This is a genomic window from Pseudomonas sp. GM18, assembly GCF_000282195.1.
GTDB lineage: Bacteria > Pseudomonadota > Gammaproteobacteria > Pseudomonadales > Pseudomonadaceae > Aquipseudomonas.
In genome coordinates, this window is the sequence record NZ_AKJT01000049.1 from 43537 (window position 1) to 62597 (window position 19061).

Annotated in this window: 18 protein-coding genes; 7 read left to right on the top strand and 11 right to left on the bottom strand. The window is 61.2% G+C overall.

Translation table 11 applies throughout. The features are described from left to right. Positions 1 to 4: 4 nt before the first annotated feature. The 3 genes from PMI21_RS13115 to PMI21_RS13105 all read left to right on the top strand — a co-directional run bounded on the left by PMI21_RS13115 (position 5) and on the right by PMI21_RS13105 (position 4711). Entirely contained in the window at positions 5 to 1765 is a 1761-nt protein-coding gene (locus tag PMI21_RS13115; protein WP_007938834.1) for a sensor histidine kinase, read from the top strand. After that, positions 1765 to 3099 (top strand): sigma-54-dependent transcriptional regulator, encoded by a 1335-nt coding sequence (locus tag PMI21_RS13110; protein WP_007938835.1) that lies wholly within the window; start codon positions 1765 to 1767, stop codon positions 3097 to 3099. Before PMI21_RS13115 ends, PMI21_RS13110 begins: the two co-directional genes overlap by 1 nt. A 292-nt stretch (positions 3100 to 3391) precedes the next feature. Beyond that, entirely contained in the window at positions 3392 to 4711 is a 1320-nt protein-coding gene (locus tag PMI21_RS13105) for an MFS transporter (protein ID WP_007938836.1), read from the top strand. Between the two features lie 66 nt (positions 4712 to 4777). On the opposite strand, the gene PMI21_RS13100 is transcribed toward PMI21_RS13105, so the two are convergent. Further along, positions 4778 to 5533 carry a COG4705 family protein gene (locus PMI21_RS13100; protein ID WP_007938838.1) on the bottom strand — a complete coding sequence of 252 codons (756 nt, stop codon included), beginning with the start codon at positions 5531 to 5533 and terminating at the stop codon, positions 4778 to 4780. Positions 5534 to 5744: 211 nt separating this feature from the next. Here PMI21_RS13100 and PMI21_RS13095 point away from each other — a divergent pair, with 211 nt between their 5' ends. Together PMI21_RS13095 and PMI21_RS13090 are read left to right on the top strand one after the other, a co-directional pair. Next, entirely contained in the window at positions 5745 to 5936 is a 192-nt protein-coding gene (locus PMI21_RS13095) for a hypothetical protein (RefSeq protein WP_007938840.1), read from the top strand. Positions 5937 to 6097: 161 nt separating this feature from the next. Next, complete coding sequence (locus PMI21_RS13090) at positions 6098 to 6727, top strand: flavin reductase family protein (protein WP_007938842.1); 630 nt, start codon at positions 6098 to 6100, stop codon at positions 6725 to 6727. Here the strand turns inward: PMI21_RS13090 and PMI21_RS13085 are convergent, their stop codons facing one another. Beyond that, positions 6728 to 6958, bottom strand: a complete 231-nt coding sequence (locus tag PMI21_RS13085) for a hypothetical protein (RefSeq protein WP_007938844.1) — start codon at positions 6956 to 6958, stop codon at positions 6728 to 6730. 41 nt (positions 6959 to 6999) lie between these two features. Continuing rightward, the gene (locus PMI21_RS13080) at positions 7000 to 7353 is read right to left on the bottom strand and encodes a putative quinol monooxygenase (protein WP_007938845.1); all 354 of its coding nucleotides are present in this window, start codon (positions 7351 to 7353) and stop codon (positions 7000 to 7002) included. A 336-nt stretch (positions 7354 to 7689) separates the two neighbouring features. Here PMI21_RS13080 and PMI21_RS13075 point away from each other — a divergent pair, with 336 nt between their 5' ends. Then, complete coding sequence (locus tag PMI21_RS13075) at positions 7690 to 8619, top strand: AraC family transcriptional regulator (protein WP_007938846.1); 930 nt, start codon at positions 7690 to 7692, stop codon at positions 8617 to 8619. A 53-nt stretch (positions 8620 to 8672) separates the two neighbouring features. On the opposite strand, the gene PMI21_RS13070 is transcribed toward PMI21_RS13075, so the two are convergent. The 6 genes from PMI21_RS13070 to PMI21_RS13045 all read right to left on the bottom strand — a co-directional run bounded on the left by PMI21_RS13070 (position 8673) and on the right by PMI21_RS13045 (position 16135). After that, positions 8673 to 9728 (bottom strand): ABC transporter ATP-binding protein, encoded by a 1056-nt coding sequence (locus tag PMI21_RS13070; protein WP_007938847.1) that lies wholly within the window; start codon positions 9726 to 9728, stop codon positions 8673 to 8675. A gap of 18 nt (positions 9729 to 9746) precedes the next feature. Next, entirely contained in the window at positions 9747 to 10595 is an 849-nt protein-coding gene (locus PMI21_RS13065; protein WP_007938848.1) for an ABC transporter permease, read from the bottom strand. Then, complete coding sequence (locus PMI21_RS13060) at positions 10592 to 11500, bottom strand: ABC transporter permease (protein WP_007938849.1); 909 nt, start codon at positions 11498 to 11500, stop codon at positions 10592 to 10594. Before PMI21_RS13060 ends, PMI21_RS13065 begins: the two co-directional genes overlap by 4 nt. A 218-nt stretch (positions 11501 to 11718) precedes the next feature. After that, positions 11719 to 12822, bottom strand: coding sequence for an ABC transporter substrate-binding protein (locus tag PMI21_RS13055; RefSeq protein WP_007938850.1), 1104 nt, complete (start codon positions 12820 to 12822; stop codon positions 11719 to 11721). Positions 12823 to 13040: 218 nt separating this feature from the next. Beyond that, on the bottom strand, positions 13041 to 14489 hold the full coding sequence (locus PMI21_RS13050; RefSeq protein ID WP_033064032.1) for an aldehyde dehydrogenase family protein: 1449 nt from the start codon (positions 14487 to 14489) through the stop codon (positions 13041 to 13043). Positions 14490 to 14497: 8 nt separating this feature from the next. Beyond that, a complete protein-coding gene (locus tag PMI21_RS13045) occupies positions 14498 to 16135 on the bottom strand; it encodes a 5-guanidino-2-oxopentanoate decarboxylase (protein ID WP_007938852.1) in 1638 nt (545 codons plus the stop codon). Positions 16136 to 16294: 159 nt separating this feature from the next. Here PMI21_RS13045 and PMI21_RS13040 point away from each other — a divergent pair, with 159 nt between their 5' ends. Further along, positions 16295 to 17176: a LysR substrate-binding domain-containing protein gene (locus PMI21_RS13040; RefSeq protein WP_007938853.1), complete on the top strand. Its 882-nt coding sequence runs from the start codon at positions 16295 to 16297 to the stop codon at positions 17174 to 17176. Positions 17177 to 17342: 166 nt separating this feature from the next. Here PMI21_RS13040 and PMI21_RS13035 read toward each other — a convergent pair whose 3' ends face one another. Beyond that, the gene (locus PMI21_RS13035; RefSeq protein ID WP_007938854.1) at positions 17343 to 17957 is read right to left on the bottom strand and encodes an NAD(P)-dependent oxidoreductase; all 615 of its coding nucleotides are present in this window, start codon (positions 17955 to 17957) and stop codon (positions 17343 to 17345) included. A gap of 160 nt (positions 17958 to 18117) precedes the next feature. Beyond that, positions 18118 to 18999: an MBL fold metallo-hydrolase gene (locus tag PMI21_RS13030; protein ID WP_007938856.1), complete on the bottom strand. Its 882-nt coding sequence runs from the start codon at positions 18997 to 18999 to the stop codon at positions 18118 to 18120. Positions 19000 to 19061 lie beyond the last annotated feature (62 nt).

The following is a 19061-nucleotide window of genomic DNA, read 5'->3' on the forward strand; positions in this document are numbered from 1 at the left end:
CAGCATGCTGCCCATTCCACGCCCCTTGCGCTTGATGTTGTACACCCTGCTGATCGTCGCCGGTGCCGCCCTCGCCGCGACCCTGGCCATCCGCCACGCCGAACGCCAGGCGCTGGAGGAAGACGCCGTCCGCGCCAATCAGCAACTGGCGCTGTACGCCAATTCGCTGCACACCCTGATCGACCGCTACCGTGCCCTGCCCGCCGTATTGGCGCTGGACCCGGAACTGCGTTCAGCGTTAAACGGTACGGTCAGCGCCGAACAGCAGGCGGTGCTCAATCTGAAACTGGAAAAAATCAACGGCGCCGCGCAGTCCTCGACCCTGGAACTGCTCGACCACACCGGTCTGGCCGTAGCCGCCAGCAACTGGCGCCTGCCCAGCAGCTACGTCGGCCACAACTACGGTTTTCGCCCTTACTTCAGCCAGACCCGCACCCAGGGCGCCGGGCGCTTTTATGCGGTGGGCGTGACCAGTGGCATTCCCGGTTACTTCCTGTCCAGCGCGGTGACCGACGACAGTGGCGAGTTCCTCGGCGCCATGGTGGTGAAACTGGAATTCCCGGAGCTGGAGCGCGAATGGCGTCAGGGCAGCGACACGTTGCTGGTCAGCGATGCCCGCGGGATCATTTTCATCGCCAACCAACCGGGCTGGCGCTATCGCCAATTGAAACCGCTGAGCGACAGCGACCGCGCCGAGCTCAAAGTCACCCGGCAATACGACAAACAACCGCTGACCCCGCTTGAGTATCAACCGGTACGACGCTTCGACGACAACAGTGCGCTGACCCAGGTCGATGGCCCCGACGGAACGGCGGATTACCTCTGGGAATCGCTGCCGCTGGCCGCCGAAGGCTGGACGCTGCACCTGCTGCGTCGCCCGCAGATTGCCTTCGAAGACCGCCGCAACGCCGGGCTCGCCGCTGCCGGCGCCTGGTTGACGCTGGTGTTTCTGTTGTTATTCCTTAATCAACGTTGGCGGCTGGCGAAATTGCGTCAGCGCAGTCGTGAAGAACTCGAGCAACTGGTGGAAGAACGCACCCGCGACTTGCGCACCGCCCAGGACGGACTGGTGCAATCGGCCAAACTCGCGGCCCTTGGGCAAATGTCGGCGGCGCTGGCCCATGAAATCAACCAACCATTGACCGCCCAGCGCATGCAGCTTGCTACGCTGAGGCTGCTACTCGATCACGGCCGGGTCGACGAGGCTTACAAGGCGCTCAAACCGGTGGACGACATGCTCACGCGCATGGCCGCCCTCACCGGCCACTTGAAAACCTTCGCGCGCAAAAGCCCCAGCGGTTTGCGTGAACGGCTGGATCTGGCGTCTGTGGTGGATCAGGCCCTGCAATTGCTCGACACCCGGCTGCGCGACGAACAGGTCAGCCTGGTGCTGCACCTGACCCGCCCGGCGTGGGTACGTGGCGATGCGATTCGTCTGGAACAGGTGCTGATCAACCTGCTGCGCAACGCCCTGGACGCCATGCAGGGAAAACCCTGCAAGCGTCTGGAGATTCGCCTCGAAGCCGATGAACAGCTGTGGCGCCTGAGTGTCATCGACAATGGCGGCGGCATTGCCGAAGAACACTTGAGCCAGGTGTTCGACCCGTTCTTCACCACTAAACCGGTGGGTGATGGCCTGGGCCTGGGGCTGGCCGTGTCCTTTGCCATCGTCCACGAAGCGGGCGGACGCCTGAGCGCCGATAATGGCGAAAAAGGCGCGGTATTCACCCTGACGCTGCCCATTGATCTGGAGGTAGCTGCCTGATGCTCAATTCGGTGATGGTGGTCGATGACGAAAGCAGCATCCGCAGCGCCGTCGAACAGTGGCTGAGCCTGTCGGGGTTCGAGGTGAAACTGTTCAGCCGCGCCGATGAATGCCTGGCGCAACTGCCGAAACACTTCCCCGGGGTGATTCTCAGCGATGTGCGCATGCCCGGCATGACCGGGCTGGAGCTGCTGGCCGAAGTGCAGCGCCGCGATGCCGATTTGCCGGTGATCTTGCTGACCGGTCACGGCGATGTGCCGATGGCCGTCGAAGCGATGCGCGATGGCGCTTACGATTTCCTTGAAAAGCCCTTCAGCCCGGAAACCTTGCTGAGCAGCCTGCGCCGCGCGCTGGACAAGCGCCGGTTGGTGCTGGAAAACCGTGCCCTGCATGAACAGGCGGACAATCGCGCCAAACTCGATGCCACCTTGCTGGGGGTGTCCCGTGGTTTGCAGACGCTGCGTCGGCAGGTGCTGGATCTGGCGACGCTGCCGGTCAATGTGCTGATCCGTGGCGAAACCGGCAGCGGCAAGGAACTGGTCGCCCGTTGCCTGCACGACTTCGGCCCTCGCGCCGATAAACCCTTCGTCGCGCTGAACTGCGCGGCGATTCCCGAGCAGTTGTTCGAGGCCGAGCTGTTCGGCCATGAGAGCGGCGCGTTCACGGGTGCTCAAGGCAAGCGCATCGGCAAGCTCGAATACGCCGATGGCGGCACGCTGTTTCTCGATGAAATCGAAAGTATGCCCCTGGCTCAGCAGGTGAAACTGCTGCGGGTGTTGCAGGAGCAGAAGCTTGAGCGATTGGGCTCCAATCAGAGCATCCGCGTGGACTTGCGGATCATCGCCGCGACCAAGCCCGACTTGCTGGATGAAGCCCGGGCCGGGCGTTTTCGCGAGGATTTGGCCTATCGCTTGAACGTCGCCGAGCTGCGTCTGCCGCCGTTGCGTGATCGGCGTGAGGACATTCCGCTGCTGTTCGAGTTCTTCGCACAGAGTGCCGCCGAACGTCTTGGCCGTACCTTTCCACCGTTGAGCGGGCCGCAGTTGAGCCACCTGCTGAGCCATGACTGGCCGGGCAATGTGCGCGAACTGGCGAACGTCGCCGAACGGCAAGTGCTGGGCCTCGGCGAACCTGAGCCGGTGGGGATCGATCCCGGCCAGTCACTGGCGGCGCAGCAGGAAGCCTTCGAAGCGCATTGCTTGCGCGCGGCACTGACCCGGCATAAAGGCGATGTGAAAGCGGTGCTTGAAGAACTGCAACTGCCGCGCCGTACCTTCAATGAAAAGATGCAGCGGCATGGGTTGAATCGGGAGATGTTCATCAGCGAGTCATGATCGGATGATCGTTCCCACGCGCAGCAAAGGAATGCCTCTACGGACGCTCCGCGTTCGGCTTTGGGACGCAGAGCGTCCCGGGCTGCATTCCCACGCGGAGCGTGGGAACGATCAAGCAAGTGATCGGCGGAAATCCGCTCATACTTACGCACACCTTGAGCAACAATCCGCTCAACAAAATCCGCCACCCCCTCTAAACCGCCCCTCCTCCCCTTGGCACAGCTCCTGCTATAGCCCCTGCAGGCTGCGTTTAAGCGCGCTCCACAAAAACAATTAAACGAAGGATCCTTCAATGGATAACTCCAACGCCCTGCCTCTTGGGTCGGCTGCCGTGCCGGTCAAAGAAAAAACCACTGCCGGCCGGATCAAATCGATCTTCAGCGGCTCTGTCGGCAACATGGTCGAGTGGTACGACTGGTACGTCTATGCCGCCTTCTCCCTGTACTTCGCCAAAGCCTTCTTCCCCAAAGGCGACACCACCGCCCAACTGCTCAACACCGCCGCGATCTTCGCCGTGGGTTTCCTGATGCGCCCGATCGGTGGCTGGCTGATGGGCCTCTACGCCGACAAGGCCGGTCGCAAACGTGCGTTGATGGCCTCGGTTTACCTGATGTGCTTCGGCTCGCTGCTGATTGCCCTGAGCCCGGGCTATGAAACCATCGGTATCGGCGCGCCGATCCTGCTGGTGTTCGCCCGCCTGCTGCAAGGTTTGTCGGTGGGTGGCGAGTACGGCACCTCGGCCACGTACCTCAGTGAGATGGCGACCAAGGAACGTCGCGGCTTCTACTCCAGTTTCCAGTACGTGACGCTGATCTCCGGCCAGCTCATCGCCCTGGGTGTACTGATCGTGCTGCAAAACTTCCTGACCACCGATGAGCTGTACGCCTGGGGCTGGCGCATTCCGTTCGCCATCGGCGCGCTGTGTGCCGTGGTCGCGCTGTATCTGCGTCGTGGCATGGAAGAAACCGAATCGTTCAGCAAAAAAGAGAAAGCCAAGGAAAGCGCCATGCGCACCTTGCTGCGCCATCCCAAGGAACTGCTGACCGTGGTCGGCCTGACCATGGGCGGCACGCTGGCGTTCTACACCTACACCACGTACATGCAGAAATACCTGGTGAACACCGTCGGCATGAGCATTTCCGACTCCACCACGATTTCCGCAGCCACGCTGTTCCTGTTCATGTGCCTGCAACCGATCATCGGCGGGCTGTCGGATAAAGTCGGTCGTCGGCCGATCCTGATTGCCTTCGGCATTCTCGGGACACTGTTCACCGTACCGATCCTGACCACCCTGCACACCATCCAGACCTGGTGGGGCGCGTTCTTCCTGATCATGGCGGCGCTGATCATCGTCAGCGGCTACACCTCGATCAACGCGGTGGTCAAAGCCGAACTGTTCCCCACCGAAATCCGCGCCCTGGGCGTTGGCCTGCCGTACGCACTGACCGTGTCGATCTTCGGCGGCACCGCTGAATACATCGCGCTGTGGTTCAAGAGCATCGGCATGGAAACCGGTTACTACTGGTATGTCACGGCGTGCATCGCGGTGTCGTTGCTGGTGTACGTGACCATGAAAGACACCCGCAAGCATTCGCGGATCGAGACCGACTAATAGCAACATTGATGACGGCTGTACCGTCCTTATCGCGGGCTTGCCCGCGATAAGGACGCCTCGGTCTCAAGACAACTCGGCCGCCGTCTGCTTCGCGTACTTGCCCTGCACGTAAGACGCCCCTGCAATCATCACCACCAGAATCCCCGCCAACACCAGCGACGAGCCGATGGTGCCGAAATCCAGGCCACCCTTTGCATGGGGTTTGGTCAGGAAGTCGCCCAAGGTTGCGCCGAATGGCCGCGTCAGCACGAACGCCACCCAGAACAGCAGCACCGACGAAATCTTCGTGAAGTATTTCAACAGCACCACCAGCGCAATGGTCGAGCCGATCAGCAGTGCGCCGCCGGCAAAACCCAGGCCCGAGTCGTCGGCCAGGTAATCGCCGAGTGCCGTACCCAAGGTGTTGGAAAACAGAATCGCCATCCAATAGAACATCTCGCCACGGAAGGTCTGGACCTTGGTGACGTTCAGCGAATCGCCGCTCAAGCGCCAGGCCGCGAAAATCCCCAGCAGAATCGCAATCAGGATCATCGAACCCGTGGCGTAGCCCAATTCAAGGGTACGGTCCATGAAGTCCGACATGGTGGTGCCGGCCGTGCTGGTCGACAGAATCACGATCCAGTACAGCACCGGCTTGTAGGTTTTGGAGATCAACTGCGTGACCAGCGTCAGCACAAAGACGCTGATCAGGATCAGCGAGCTGATGGCGTAACCGACATTGAGGGTCATCGACAACAAATCCCCCGCGGTTTCACCCAGGGTCGTCGCGCAGATTTTCATCACCCAGAACGCCAGGGTGATCTGAGGAAGTTTATTCATTCAAGGAGAGCTCCAGTATTCGTGACGGTCGTTTCTTCGGGTTATTGACCGGTGCGCAGACTGGCGTTGGAGCGGTGAAAAATAGGTAAGTGCAGGATGAAAATTCTGTCACTCGGGCAAAAGAGCGCGATTAATCGGTGGTTAATGCCCGGTGCTCATCCTGCCTCCCGTCTGATCAATTCACTGCGATGTGCAAACTGGAGTTACCACCATGAAAACCAAACTGATGCTCGCCCTGACCCTCTCCGTGCTGGCCGCCAATACCTTCGCCGCCGACGGTTACGACCGCACCGGTTCCGCCGTCTTCACCGCGCAAAGCAGCGCCGCTGACGACAGCCGCACCGACGCGGCCAAAGTCGCTACCGACAGCGTCGATCGCACCGACGCAGCACGCACCAACTGATCCCTGAACCACCACACAGCCCGGCTTTGGTCGGGCTTAGTCATTTCTGGGGAAAGCAAAAATACCGGATCGACACAAAACCCTGTGGGAGCGGGTGGACTGGAAATATGCCGCAGACCCTTGCACCATGACTGCCTTCCGAGCCCCCAGGAATTCACTCCATGCCCGACGACATCCATTTCTACGAACCCGCCAACGGCCACGGCCTGCCGCACGACCCGTTCAACGCCATCGTCGGCCCGCGTCCCATCGGCTGGATTTCCTCCCAGGACGCCAACGGTCGCCTGAACCTGGCGCCTTACAGCTTCTTCAACGCCTTCAACTACATTCCGCCGATCATCGGGTTTTCCAGTGTCGGGCGCAAAGACAGCCTGAACAACATCGAGCAGACCGGCGAGTTCGCCTGGAACCTGGCGACGCGTCCGCTGGCCGAGCAAATGAACCAGAGCTGCGCCATGGTCGGGCCGGATGTCGACGAGTTCGAACTGTCCGGGCTGACCACCGCTGCATCGAAAATCATCCAGGTGCCACGGGTCGCCGAAAGCCCGGTGTCCTTCGAGTGCAAGGTCACGCAGATCATTCAGTTGCAGCGCGCCAACAAGGAAGTGGTGCCGAGCTGGCTGATACTCGGCGAAGTGGTCGCCGTACACATCGCCAAATGGCTATTGAAGGATGGGGTGTACGACACCGCCGCGGCAGAACCGATTCTGCGCGGCGGCGGGCCAGCGGATTATTTTCAGCTGGGGCCAGAGGCACTGTTCAAGATGTTCCGCCCGGGGGCGGTCAAGTGATTACCAGAGCAGGTCGGCGTCTTCTTTGACGTCTTTGAGGCGGGTCAGCTCTTTGGCTGCGGCCTCGTCGGCTTCATGAGCGGTCTTGAAAGTCTGGCCTTCCAGCACTTTGTGAAAAACCGGGGCACCGGAACCACCGAGGGCTTTGACGGCAATCGCGGCGTGGTAACCGCCCTCGCCCGGTACTACTGCTGAAACGGCTTCGAAGTGTTCAAAGGCTTTACGTGCCATGTCGCGGATCCTGGCTAATGGAGAGTTGCGCCATTAAACCCTCAACCGGCCAGTTTGTGTACCGCTGCCTGGGACTGGCCGAGGGCCTGGGCTTCTGAGACATCCTTGAAGGTATGGAAATCCAGGCTGTTGACCACCATATCCTGCACCAGCTCGGCAAAAATCTGCATGGCCGGGCTGCCGAAGTAAGCGGTCATCGCCTGTTGGCTGGCCCAGAAACCGGACACCAGCCACAGCTCGGGATCACATTGCGAGTGCTGCAGGGCGAAGCTCAGGCAACCCGGTGCGTTGCGCGACGGCTCGATCAGCGCGCTCAGGCGCGCACCGAGTTCTGCCGAACGCCCGGCGCGGGCGCGAACGAAGGCCATATGACTGACGGGGATCTGCGTAGACATGTTCAACCCTCCCAGGGAGTCGAGTGGCAGCCGTGGGACGGGCTGCGACAGGATCCAAGATTAGGCGGCGTAACCCAGTCACCGTTAGTCGATTTCTGCCGGCTTATTGCACAATCCTGCGCGGCTGCAGCAAACGCCTGTAACAGCGTGTAAAACACTGTCACACCGCTGCCACATGACTTTCAAGCAAGTTTCACCGGCGTTGCCCTGCCATAACAGCGCCGCATAGTCACCCCGTGCAGAATCAGGCAAGCTTTTGGCAGGATGTGTCTACCGTTGTCCCTTGCACAAATTTAAGCTCAGCCCATGACCAACACTTCACGGAGGATTCCCTGCATGTCGTCGCTCGATTACCTTCAGGCTCCGCTTCCCGCCGACATGGAAAAACAGCGCGCGGAACTGGCCGAGCTCATCCGTCGCAACACGCTGGACGATGGCTCCTATGCCACCGCCGTCGGTTCGCTGTTCATGTCGCGTCACAGCCAATCCCATGAGTTCGCCCCGGGACTGGCCCAACCGGCCCTGTGCATCATGGCCCAGGGGCGCAAGGAAGTTCGTCTGGCGGACGAATACTTCAATTACGACCCGCTGAATTACCTGGTGGTGTCGGTCTCGATGCCCTTGAGCGGACGGGTGGTGAATGCCTCGCCCGAAGAACCGATCCTCGCGGTGCGGCTGGACATCGACCCGGCGGAAATCACCGCGCTGATTGCCGACGCCGGCCCCATCGGCGTGCCCACACGGCCCACCGGTCGCGGTCTGTATGTCGAGCAGATCGACGCGGCCATGCTCGACGCCGTGCTGCGCCTGGTGCGTTTACTGGACACACCGAAAGACATCGCCATGCTGGCGCCGCTGATTCGTCGGGAAATTCTGTATCGGTTGTTGCGCAGCCAGCAGGGGCATCGGCTGTATGAGATTGCCATCGCCAACAGCCAGAGCCATCGCATCAGCCAGGCGATCAAATGGCTCAACGGCAATTATGAACAACCGCTGCGCATCGATGATCTGGCCAAGGAAGTGAACCTGAGCGTGTCGACGTTGCATCACCGCTTCAAGGCGATGACGGCGATGAGTCCGCTGCAGTATCAGAAACAGCTGCGCCTGCAAGAAGCGCGGCGGTTGATGCTGGCCGAAGGACTGGAAGCGTCGGCGGCGGGTTATCGGGTGGGGTATGAAAGCCCTTCGCAGTTCAGCCGGGAGTACAGCCGATTGTTCGGGGCACCGCCGCTGCGGGATTTGGCGCGGTTGCGGTTGACTGTGTAATCAGACTCACACCGCCCCTGTGGAGGGAGCGGTGCGGGGGTGGTGGTGTTTTCTCAGGCGCTCAGTACTCGGCACGCCTCAGCCGGCAAGGTCACCGACACCGGATTGCCAATGCTCAACCCAACGCCCTGGCACGGCGTGCTCAATGCGGTAAACGACACCCCGGAACACTCAACGGTGGTTTCGATGGTCGCGCCGATATCCCGCACAAACGTCACCTTGCCGAGCAAGCGATTCCCCGCCGTGGCCTGCGGTTGCGACAGTTGCAGGTCTTCGGGGCGAATCAGCATTTTCACCTTCTCCCCCGCCACAATGCTGCTGCAGATCGGCACTTGCAGCGCATCACCGCCGGGCAGGCTGACCTTGCCATTGCCCAACGCCGTGGCCGGGAAAATATTCCCCGAACCGATAAAGTCCGCGACGAATTCATTGGCCGGGTGCCGATAAATCTCAATCGGCGTGCCCACCTGCTGCACCCGATGTTCACCCAGCACTACAACGATATCGGCCATGGTCATGGCTTCGCGCTGGTCGTGGGTAACCATGATGGTGGTGATGTTCAAACGCTGTTGCAGCTGACGGATTTCTACCTGCATCGACTCGCGCAGCTTGGCATCCAGTGCCGACAGCGGTTCATCGAGCAGGAGGATTTTCGGGTGGTTGGCAATCGCCCGGGCTATCGCCACCCGCTGACGCTGACCACCGGAGAGTTTTGCCACCGGGCGATCAATCATTTCCTGCAGTTGAATCAGCTCAAGCAACTCCACCACCCGCGCCTGCTGGTCAGCCTTGCTGACCCCACGCAGCTTCAGCGGATAAGCAATGTTCTCCCCCACCGTCATGTGCGGAAACAGCGCCAGGGATTGAAACACCATGCCGAAATTGCGCTGATGCGCAGGCGTATGGCCGATGTCTTCACCGTCCAGGCGAATCTCGCCGCCGGTCAGGGTTTCGAGCCCGGCGATCATCCGCAGCAAGGTGGTTTTACCGCAGCCCGACGGGCCGAGGAAACACACCAGTTTGCCCTCGGGCAAATGCAGGTTCACATCCTTTACCGCGCAGGCCGAGCCGTAATGTTTCTCGACGTTTTCCAGAATCAGACCAGTCATTTGAATCACCTCAAGAAATCAGAACGAAACGCCGCCTTCGCCAACCAACTTTTCCAGCGCCCAAATGAGCACGAAGTCGATCAGCACGATCAGCACGGCAAACGAGAAAACGGTAGGGTCGAGCGAAGACACGGTGCGGCTGTACATCCAGATCGGCACGGTCATGACGTCGATGGTGTAGAGGAAATAGGTCACGGTGAATTCGTTGAACGAGACGATGAACGCCAGCAGCATGCCCGCCAGAATCCCCGACTTCATCATCGGCACCACCACATCGACAATCGCCCGCAGCGGTGAAGCACCGAGCATTTGCGCGGCCTCTTCGACTTCGCTGCCGATGGAGAGCATCGCCGCGGTGCAGTTTTTCACCACGAACGGCAGCGCCAGAATCACATGGGCAATCACCAGCCGCGAAGTGGTGATCTGGAATGGCAGGCTGTCGAACACCAGCAGCAAGGCCAGGCCCAACACCACCATCGGGAACACCAGTGGCAGCGACATCAATTGCAGCGCCACGGCCTTGCCACGGAACTCACAACGGGTCAGCGCGTAAGCGGCCGGCACCGCGATGATCGTGGCGAAGATCATGGTCAGGCAGGCCACCATCAGGCTGGTGCTCATGGCTTTGCCCAGGCTCAGCACATCGCTGGCATCCGGCGAGACGAAGGTGTGCCAGGCGGCCTTGTACCATTGCAGGCTGTAGCTGCTGGGCGGAAAGTCGAGGTTCGACGCGCCGCTGAACGACATGACAATCATGGTCAGAATCGGCAATACCGCCAGCAGCAAAATGAAGCCCGACAGAATGCCGGCGAACTTGCCGGTATCGCCCGGCAACAGCGACTGGCGCTTCTTGATCATAGAGCTCATTGCGAAGCCTCCAGCATGCGCCGACGACGGCCAGTGATGTATTCGGATAAGGTCATGATCGCCAGGGTGGTGACGATCAGCACCACACCGGCAGCGGAGGCGGCAGGCCAGTTCATCAGCGGGGCGATCTGGTCATGGACCATCACCGCCAGCATCGGCACGCGCCGACCGCCGAGCAGCAAAGGCACCACGAAGCTGCTGGCGTTGTAGGCGAACACCAGCGTTGCGCCGGTGATGATCCCCGGAAAACTCATCGGCAACACCACTTGGCGAAACACCTGAAAGCGACTGGCGCCCAGGGTGGCAGCGGCTTCTTCGTAAGAGCGGGCGACACCGCGCATGGCGCTGGCAATCGGCAGCACCGCCAGCGGGAACGCGGTTTGCACCAGGCCCATCAATACGCCGTTCTGGTTGTACAGCAGCATGATCGGCCGCTTGATCAGGCCCAGGCCCATCAGCGCCTGATTGAGCATCCCGCCCGGGCCGAGAATCACCAGCCAGCCATAGCTTTGCAGCAGCAGGTTGACCAGCAACGGCAGCAGCACCGCCGCAAGGAAGATCCGCCGCACAAACGGTGAGGTCAGGCGCGACATGGTGTAGGCCACCGGGATCGCCAGCAGCACCGCGATCACCGCGCTGATCAGCGCCAGGCGCAGGGTCAGCAACAAGGATTTGAGGTAGTACGGTTCCAGCAATTGCGCGTAACTGGCCAGGCTGAAGCCGGACCACTCCGCGCCTTTGGTGCCGACGCTCATGCGCAGCACCAGGAGGCTCGCGGCAATCAGCACGCCGAGAAACAGCATCGACGGCGAGAGAAAAAACCACGCGCGCGCCGTCGGTGAGACACCCCGATCGGCGCGCGTTGGCGCGGCGCTTACCGGATGGGTCAAAGGTTGGTGTTCCATAGCAAGGGTCTCGTCAATGGAAAGCAGCAAGACTGAGATTCGGCAAAACCTGTGGCGAGGGAGCTTGTCGGATCGCCGCACCGTCCCGCTGGGTCGCGCAGCGACCCCAATCAATCACCGCGCCCTTTCGGATAGAACGCGGTGTCTGGTTTTGCGGCTGCTACGCAGCCGAGCGGGAGCTAGCTCCCTCGCCACAATGAATCTTCAAACCGCAGAAATCAGGAAGAAAAGATTTCCGTGTAGCGACGAATCCATTGGTCATGCACGGTGGCCAGGAAGGCGTTGTCGTGCATGATCGCCTTCTCGGCAATCTGCTCCGGCGTGAGGATGTACGGGCTCTTGCGGGCTTCGGCGGAGATGATCGCCTTGGCGTTGACCGGGCCGTTGTAGATGTCTTCGGCCATCTTGCCCTGCACCAGCGGGTCCAGAGAGTGGTTGATGAAGGCATAGGCCAGGTCGGTATCGCCTGGACGATTTTTCGGCATCACCGAGAGCATCAGGTCGGTGTAGAAACCTTCCTTCATGCCGAAGGTGGCGCCCAGACCGTAGGCTGGGTCGCGAATCTGTTTCGGGAAAAACGCCGGTGCGTACAAGCCGCCCATGTCCAGGGAACCGGTGCGGAACAGCTCGGCGATCTGGTTCGGGTTTTCGCCCAGGGTCACTACGCGGCTCTTGAGTTCGGCGAGTTTCTTGAAGCCCGGTTCGATGTTGTGTTCGTCACCACCGGCCAGTTTGGCGGCGATGATGATCAGGTCCATGGCCTCGGTCCAGTTCGGCGGCGGCAGGAAAATGTTCGGGGCCAGGTCGGCGTCCCACATCGCGGCGTAGCTGTCCGGTGCTTCTTTGAGGGTGCGGGTGCTGTAGACGAGGCTGTTGCACCACAACAGATAACCAATGCCGTGACCGTTGGCGCCGGTGCGGTATTTCTCCGGTACATCCACCAGGTTGGGGATGCGGTTGAGGTCGGGTTTTTCCAGCAGCCCGGCGGCGGCCAGGCCTTCGGCGCCGACGCCGGCCAGGGTGATGATGTCGTACTGCGGACGATCACCGCCGGCCTTGAGTTTAGCGACCATTTCCGAGGTGCTGCCGGTGCGATCAGCGATGACCTTGCAGCCGTACTTGTCTTCGAAGGTGGCCGCGATATTGCGCAGTGCTGCCAGGCCAGTGTCATCGGACCAGGTCAGCAGGCGCAGGGTCTTGCCCGCAAAGCGCGTGTCGCTGGCATTGGCCCGGATGAACGGCATGCTCATGGCTGCCGCGGCAACCGAGGCCACGCCCACGGTTTTGATGAATTGACGTCTGTTCAGATCGTGCTCGCCCATGAAGGACTCCCTTTGTTTTTTTAAGTATGAGGTTGGTCGCAACCGTTGCATCCGCGCGGCCAGATCGGCTTGAAGTCCCCGGTTTCAAAGGACTTGAGCTGTACCGGCGGGTTCATCCTGAGGTCGTGCTAAACACCTGACTATCGATAAAAACTCATTGAAGCCATGACGTTGGCGCATGCCTCCTTTCGAGGCATGCGCTCACTGTTTTCGTGCTATCAGACGGCCCGGACCACGTGCTTGATTTCCTGGAACGCCTGCAAACCCCACGGCCCCAATTCGCGGCCGATGCTGCTCTGTTTGTAGCCACCCCAAGCGGTCTGCGGGAAGATCACTTGCGGCGCGTTGATCCACACAAGCCCCGCCTGCAAAGCGTTGGCGACCCGATCCGCAGCTTCTGCATTACGCGTGACCACACTGGCGACGAGACCAAACTGACTGTCGTTGGCCAGGGCAATCGCCTCGTCTTCGGAGGTGAAACTGCGCACACAGATCACCGGGCCGAAAATCTCTTCGCACCACAACGCACTGTCGAGGGGCGCGTCGATGAAAATGGTTGGCTGCAAAAAATAACCGCGCGACAGGTCCGCCGGACGATTGCCGCCGCAGATCAGCTTCGCGCCAGCGCTCAAACCGCGATCGATGTGACCCAGCACCCGCTGGTATTGCGCCTGATTGACCAGTGCGCCCATTTCCACGTTCGGGTCGAACGGGTCGGCCACGCGAATGGCTTCGGCGCGGGCCTTCAATCGCGCGACAAATTTATCCGCCAGCTCATCGGCGACCAGCACCCGGCTGGTGGCGGAACACATCTGCCCTGCGTTGAAAAAACCACCGCCGCACGCCACTTCCACGGCCAGCTCTACGTCTGCATCTTTGAGCACCAGCAGCGAGGATTTGCCGCCCAGTTCCAGGCTCACGCCTTTCACGGTTTCCGCCGCCCGCTGCATCACCTGCACGCCCACCGCATTGCTGCCGGTGAAGGAGATCTTGGCGATGCGCGGATCAGCCGATAGCGGCGCGCCGACGGCCAGGCCAGTGCCGCAGACCAGGTTGAACACACCGTTCGGCAGGCCCGCTTCGGCAATGATCGTCGCCAGTTCCAGCTCCGGCAGCGGCGTCACTTCCGACGGTTTGAGCACCACGCAGCAACCAGCGGCCAGGGCCGGGGCGAGTTTCCAGGCGGTGGTGACCATCGGGAAATTCCACGGCACGATCAGCCCCACCACACCGCACGGTTCGCGGCGCAAACGGGCGCTGAAATCGTCGCTCGGCAACGCCACGGCGCTGTCTTGTTTCGCGTCCAGGCCTTCAGCCAGCCCGGCGTAATACTCGAAGGTGGCGATCACGTCGTCGACGTCGATGGCCGCTTCGAACAGCGGCTTGCCGTTGTTGCTCGACTGCAACTTCATCAAGTGTTCGCGCCCGGCCTGCACGCCCGCGGCGATTCTGCGCAGGATCGCCCCGCGCTCGGCGCCGGTGGTTTTCGACCATTGCTTGAACGCTTGGGTCGCCGCCGTGACGGCCTGATCGACAGCCTGCGCATCGCCGCCGTTAACGGTGGTCAGCAGCGCTTCGGTCGCCGGGTTGATCACGCGCAGATGTTCGTTGCCGGCGGACCATTGGCCGTCGATGAACAGGCCGTCGAGTGCCGTTGGGAAAGTCATGCGGAAAGTCATTTCGACACCGCCTTCATCCACGAAGTCTGATCGATTTCAATCAGGGTCGGACCCTGACGATCGGTGGCGAGACGCAACGCCTCACGCAAGCTGTCAACACTGTTGACAGCTTCGGCCGCACAGCCCAGCGCTTTGGCCACACCAATGAAATCGGGGGTATAGATGTCCACGCCCACCGGTTCGATGTCGCGGTTGACCATGTATTTCTTGATCTCTTCGTAGCCCTGGTTATTCCACAGCAACACGATCACCGGGGTGCGGGCTTCCACCGCACTGGCCAGTTCCGGCAGGGTGAATTGCAGGCCGCCGTCGCCGATCAGGCACACCACCGGCGGGCGTGCGCCACCTTCGACGCTGCCACCGAGCCAGGCGCCAATCGCCGCCGGCAAGGCGTAACCGAGGGTGCCGTAGCCGGTGGACGAGTTGAACCAGCGACGCGGACGCTCCGGGTTGAAAGTCAGGTTGCCGGTGTACACCGGTTGGGTCGAATCGCCGACGAACACTGCGTTCGGCAATTCATACAGCACGGTCTCCAGGAAGCGAGTCTGGGCCAGGGTCGGGGCGTCCCAGGTGGCGGCGAGCTCTTCTCGCAGGCGAGCGGCGCGCACCTGCCCCCAGTCGTTGCGGCGTTCGGCCAGCGACTTGTGGGACAGCGCACTCAACAGGGCCTGGGCGGCGTTACGCGAGTCGGCCACCAACGCCACCTTCGGTGGGTAATTACGTACGGTCTGGTCAGGGTCGATGTCCACGCGCAGCAGCACGCCAGGGATTTCGAAGCCGCCGGCGAAGGTGACGTCGTAATCGGTTTCGGCCAGTTCGGTGCCGATGGCCAGCACCACGTCGGCCTCGGCCACCAGCGCACGGGTGGCCACCAGGCTTTGGGTCGAACCGATCAGCAGCGGATGGCTGGATTCGAGCATGCCTTTGGCATTGATGGTCAGGGCCACTGGTGCATCCAGCAGCTCGGCCAGTTCAGTCAGCTCGGCCGCCGCATCGATGGCGCCGCCACCGGCAAGAATCAACGGGCGCTTGGCACCGGCCAGCAGGTCGGTCATGCGGCTGATCGCGCTGGGCGAAGCACCGGCACGATCGATATTCACCGGCACGCTGGCGAGCAAGTCATCGGCCTCTTCGACCAGCACGTCCAACGGGATTTCGATGTGCACCGGGCGCGGACGACCGGCCTGGAACAGTGCGAAGGCCCGCGCCAACACGCCCGGCAGTTCCGCCGCCGACATCAAGGTATGGGAGAACGCTGCCACACCGCCGACCAGTGCGCTCTGGTTCGGCAGCTCATGCAGCTTGCCGCGCCCGCCGCCCAATTGGCTGCGCGATTGCACGCTGGAGATCACCAGCATCGGAATCGAGTCGGCGTAAGCCTGGCCCATGGCAGTGGTGATGTTGGTCATGCCGGGGCCGGTGATGATGAAGCACACGCCCGGTTTGCCGCTGGTGCGCGCATAACCGTCGGCCATGAAACCGGCGCCCTGTTCGTGACGTGGAGTGACGTGGTTGATGCTCGAACGGGCCAGCCCGCGATACAGCTCCACGGTATGCACCCCGGGAATGCCGAACACCTGCTCGACCCCGTAATCTTCGAGTAACTTGACCAATACTTCGCCGCACGTCGCCATGTGTTTGCCCTTTTTGTTCGTTTGAGACGCCGGGCCTGCGCAGTGTTTATGATGGATTGGCAGGCCCGGGAATAGCCTCATTGGAACGGGCGACACGTAGCCGCAACAATGGATAAAAAGTCATACTAGCCATGTCCTCACGTCATACCTTGGATCCCAATGAAACGACTGCCTCCCCTGCCGGCGCTGCACACTTTTCTGATCACCGCGCAGTGCTGCAACTTCACCCGGGCCGCCGAACAGCTGCACATCACCCAAGGCGCGGTGAGCCGGCAGATTGCCGGGCTGGAAGATCATCTGGGTTATGAGCTGTTCATCCGCCAGGCGCGGGGCTTGAGCCTGACCGCCGAAGGGCGGGAGTGGTTGCCACGGGTGCAGCAGATTTTCGGCCTGATCGACGAGGCGGTGGAGCAGATCGGCGAGAAGCGCGAAACCCTGCAACTCAAGGCGCCGACCTGCGTGATGCGCTGGCTGTTGCCGCGCCTGTTGCAATGGCAAAAGGAACGCCCGGATGTGCCGGTGGAATTGACCACCACGGTGAAACACGGCGTGGACTTTCATCGCGAGCAGTTCGATGCCGCGGTGATGTATGGCACGCCGCCGGACAGCTCACTGGCCTCCCATCATTTGTTCGATGAGCAACTGACGCCCGTGTGTTCCCGGCCGATGCTGGAAGGGCCACAGGCCTTGCAGACACCGGCAGACCTGCAACAGCACTTGTTGCTGCATCCGACCCGGGATGAGCGGGACTGGAAAGCCTGGTTGAAAGCGGCGGATATTCATCTGAACAATGTCGGCAAGGGCCAGCATTTCGAAACCCTGGACCTGGCGATGTCGATGGCGTCCCAAGGGACGGGTGTGGCGATTGGCGATTGGTCGTTGATCGGCGATGACCTGAGCGCCGGGCGGCTGGTCATGCCCTTTGATTTGAAAGTGAAAACCGGGTTGGCGTATTACCTGGTATTCCCCGAGAAACCGGAGCCTTCGCCGAAGTTGCGCGAATTGATGGGGTGGTTGGTGGAGCAAGCACAGGCACGCTGAACCGAAATCGCCCTGTAGCAGCTGGCGCAGCCTGCGTTCGGCTGCGCAGCAGTCGTAAACCCTGTACCCACGGTTTTTCTGACACACCGCAGTGTATGGTTTTGCGACTGCTTCGCAGCCGAACGCAGGCTGCGCCAGCTGCTACAAGGGATGTGGTGTTGCGAAATTAATACCCAACCGTAAACCGCTGGCGGGAATGCTTCGGTGTTTCCACTTCATCCAGCAGCGCGATCGCGTAATCGGCAAAGGTAATCCAGCTGCGGCCCTGCGCACTCACCAGCAAGTCATCCTTGCCGACTCGAAACGTGCCCGTACGCTCACCTTCGACAAATTCCGCCGACGGCGACAGGAAGGTCCAGTCCAGATCCTTTTCCTGACGCAAGGTATTCAGGAATTCGGCGCCGGCGCTGGCCTCGGCCTTGTACTCCGGCGGAAAGCCTTCGCTGTCGATCACCCGGCTGCCGCCCGGCAACAACAACGAACCGGCACCGCCCACCACCAGCAGACGCTTGACCCCGGCCTTCTTCACCGGCTCGATAACGGCGCTGGCGGGGATGGTAGAGAAATGCGCCGCGCTGATCACTGCGTCATGGCCAGCTACTGCCGCTTGCAGAGCAGCAGCATCGAGTACATCGACGTTTTTGCTGACAACACCGGCACGCTGGCCGATTTTCGAGGTATCGCGGGCGATGGCGGTGACGCTGTGACCGCGACGCAGGGCTTCTTCCAGCAGTTGGCTACCGGCACGACCGGTGGCACCGATGATTGCGATTTTGCTCATGACGTTCTCCAGTTGGCTTGGGTGAATCTGTATTGATTGATCGTTCCCACGCTCTGCGTGGGAATGCCTCAACGGACGCTCCGCGTTCGGCTTTTGATGGGACGCGGAGCGTCCCGGGCTGCGTTCCTTTGCTGCGCGTGGGAACGATCATCTCAGCGAGTTACCACTTCATCTCGCCCTTGGCGACTTTGGCGCTCAGCTCCAGCGAGCTTTCTTCGCCCAGGGTCGGGTAGCGTTTTTTCATCGCGCCGATCAGTTCGGCAGCATCTTTCGCCTTGGCGGTCTCTTCGTCGAAAGCCTTGATGTAATCGGCGGTGAACTGCACAGCGGCCAGCGAACGAGCGCTCTCACCGAGGTAGTGACCCGGCACGATGGTGTTCGGCTTCAGGGTTTCGATGGAGTGCAGCGTAGTCAGCCAATCGGCGTGAGACTGCGCAGTTTGGGTATCAGCCATCCACACGTGAATGTTTTCGGCGACAACCACGCCACCGACCACTGCCTTGATCGACGGGATCCACACAAAGCTGCGATCCGGTTGCTTGCCATCCAGGCCGAGCACCTGCAGTTTCTGCCCCTCCAGCATCAGGCTGTCGCCCTTGAGCACGTGCGGCACGATGGTTTTGTTCGGCACGTCGGCGCCCATTTTCGGGCCCCAGAACGCCAGTTTGCCGTCGACGGTTTTCTTGATGTGGTCAACGGTCGGTTGCGAGGCCAGCACTTTGGCGTTCGGGAACGCTTGGGTGATGGTGTCGAGGCCGAAGTAGTAATCCGGGTCACCGTGGCTGATGTAGATGGTGGTCAGTTGCTTGCCGCTGGCGCGGATTTTTTCCACTACCTGTTCGGCCTGGGCTTTGCCGAATTGCGCGTCCACCAGAATCGCTTCCTTATCGCCGCTGACCAGTACCGAGGTCACCGGGAAGATTGCGTTGGTGCCAGGATTGTAGACGTCCAGCGTCAGGGTCGACGCCGCAGCGGCGTGGGCCGCGAAGCCCAGTGCGGCGGTTGCCAGAAGAATGCGTTTGATTGAAGTGAAGCCGATCATCTGTTGCTCCGTTGTCCGAATGCCGTGCTTGGCGATGGGACAGAGCTTAGTTGCCTGGTTCG

What these genes read in the sequence shown, in the direction of transcription:
- PMI21_RS13115 (WP_007938834.1), top strand. Translation starts at nt 5, where the DNA reads ATGCTGCCCATTCCACGCCCCTTGCGCTTGATGTTGTACACCCTGCTG.
- PMI21_RS13110 (WP_007938835.1), top strand. Translation starts at nt 1,765, where the DNA reads ATGCTCAATTCGGTGATGGTGGTCGATGACGAAAGCAGCATCCGCAGC.
- PMI21_RS13105 (WP_007938836.1), top strand. Translation starts at nt 3,392, where the DNA reads ATGGATAACTCCAACGCCCTGCCTCTTGGGTCGGCTGCCGTGCCGGTC.
- PMI21_RS13100 (WP_007938838.1), bottom strand. Translation starts at nt 5,533, where the DNA reads ATGAATAAACTTCCTCAGATCACCCTGGCGTTCTGGGTGATGAAAATC.
- PMI21_RS13095 (WP_007938840.1), top strand. Translation starts at nt 5,745, where the DNA reads ATGAAAACCAAACTGATGCTCGCCCTGACCCTCTCCGTGCTGGCCGCC.
- PMI21_RS13090 (WP_007938842.1), top strand. Translation starts at nt 6,098, where the DNA reads ATGCCCGACGACATCCATTTCTACGAACCCGCCAACGGCCACGGCCTG.
- PMI21_RS13085 (WP_007938844.1), bottom strand. Translation starts at nt 6,958, where the DNA reads ATGGCACGTAAAGCCTTTGAACACTTCGAAGCCGTTTCAGCAGTAGTA.
- PMI21_RS13080 (WP_007938845.1), bottom strand. Translation starts at nt 7,353, where the DNA reads ATGTCTACGCAGATCCCCGTCAGTCATATGGCCTTCGTTCGCGCCCGC.
- PMI21_RS13075 (WP_007938846.1), top strand. Translation starts at nt 7,690, where the DNA reads ATGTCGTCGCTCGATTACCTTCAGGCTCCGCTTCCCGCCGACATGGAA.
- PMI21_RS13070 (WP_007938847.1), bottom strand. Translation starts at nt 9,728, where the DNA reads ATGACTGGTCTGATTCTGGAAAACGTCGAGAAACATTACGGCTCGGCC.
- PMI21_RS13065 (WP_007938848.1), bottom strand. Translation starts at nt 10,595, where the DNA reads ATGAGCTCTATGATCAAGAAGCGCCAGTCGCTGTTGCCGGGCGATACC.
- PMI21_RS13060 (WP_007938849.1), bottom strand. Translation starts at nt 11,500, where the DNA reads ATGGAACACCAACCTTTGACCCATCCGGTAAGCGCCGCGCCAACGCGC.
- PMI21_RS13055 (WP_007938850.1), bottom strand. Translation starts at nt 12,822, where the DNA reads ATGGGCGAGCACGATCTGAACAGACGTCAATTCATCAAAACCGTGGGC.
- PMI21_RS13050 (WP_033064032.1), bottom strand. Translation starts at nt 14,489, where the DNA reads ATGACTTTCCCAACGGCACTCGACGGCCTGTTCATCGACGGCCAATGG.
- PMI21_RS13045 (WP_007938852.1), bottom strand. Translation starts at nt 16,135, where the DNA reads ATGGCGACGTGCGGCGAAGTATTGGTCAAGTTACTCGAAGATTACGGG.
- PMI21_RS13040 (WP_007938853.1), top strand. Translation starts at nt 16,295, where the DNA reads ATGAAACGACTGCCTCCCCTGCCGGCGCTGCACACTTTTCTGATCACC.
- PMI21_RS13035 (WP_007938854.1), bottom strand. Translation starts at nt 17,957, where the DNA reads ATGAGCAAAATCGCAATCATCGGTGCCACCGGTCGTGCCGGTAGCCAA.
- PMI21_RS13030 (WP_007938856.1), bottom strand. Translation starts at nt 18,999, where the DNA reads ATGATCGGCTTCACTTCAATCAAACGCATTCTTCTGGCAACCGCCGCA.